Origin of the sequence: Ectobacillus soli (genome assembly GCF_042610425.1) — a bacterium.
Classification (GTDB): Bacteria; Bacillota; Bacilli; order Bacillales; family Bacillaceae_G; genus Ectobacillus.
Genome location: NZ_JBGJZM010000013.1, coordinates 1 through 752 on the forward strand (window position 1 = coordinate 1; position 752 = coordinate 752).

General features: G+C 50.1%; 2 tRNA genes and 1 rRNA gene. All 3 read right to left on the bottom strand.

The annotated features are described in order from the left end of the window. A 23S ribosomal RNA gene (locus tag ACAN53_RS18060) occupies positions 1-474 on the bottom strand; the annotation flags it as partial. 60 nt (positions 475-534) lie between these two features. Continuing rightward, positions 535-610 (bottom strand) — tRNA-Ala (locus ACAN53_RS18065). A gap of 12 nt (positions 611-622) precedes the next feature. After that, a tRNA-Ile gene (locus ACAN53_RS18070) sits at positions 623-699 on the bottom strand. Positions 700-752: the final 53 nt, after the last annotated feature.

The window sequence follows — 752 nt, forward strand, 5'->3', positions numbered from 1 at the left end:
CCTCCCGGATTCCGACGGAATTTCTCGTGTTCCGCCGTACTCAGGATCCGTTCAAGAGGGAACGAAGTTTCGACTACAGGGCCGTTACCTTCTGTGGCGGGCCTTTCCAGGCCGCTTCATCTACCTCGTTCTTTTGTAACTCTATGTAGAACGTCCTACAACCCCAAGAGGCAAGCCTCTTGGTTTGGGCTGTTTCCGTTTCGCTCGCCGCTACTTGGGAAATCGCATTTGCTTTCTCTTCCTCCAGGTACTTAGATGTTTCAGTTCCCTGGGTCTGCCTTCCTTACCCTATGAATTCAGATAAGGATACCATCCCATTACAGATGGCGGGNCATTACAGATGGCGGGTTCCCCCATTCGGAAATCCTCGGATCATTGCTTACTTACAGCTCCCCGAAGCATATCGGTGTTAGTCCCGTCCTTCATCGGCTCCTAGTGCCAAGGCATTCACCGTGCGCCCTTTCTAACTTAACCAAAAAGGTTACACTTTTATGCTTTACACTTACTGTTATCTAGTTTTCAAGGAACATTGTTTGGTGGAGCCTAGCGGGATCGAACCGCTGACCTCCTGCGTGCAAAGCAGGCGCTCTCCCAGCTGAGCTAAGGCCCCGTAGTAAAAGTATGGTGGGCCTAAATGGACTCGAACCATCGACCTCACGCTTATCAGGCGTGCGCTCTAACCAGCTGAGCTATAGGCCCATACTCACGAGATATTCAACTATACTGAACACTCAAAACTAAACAAAACAAAC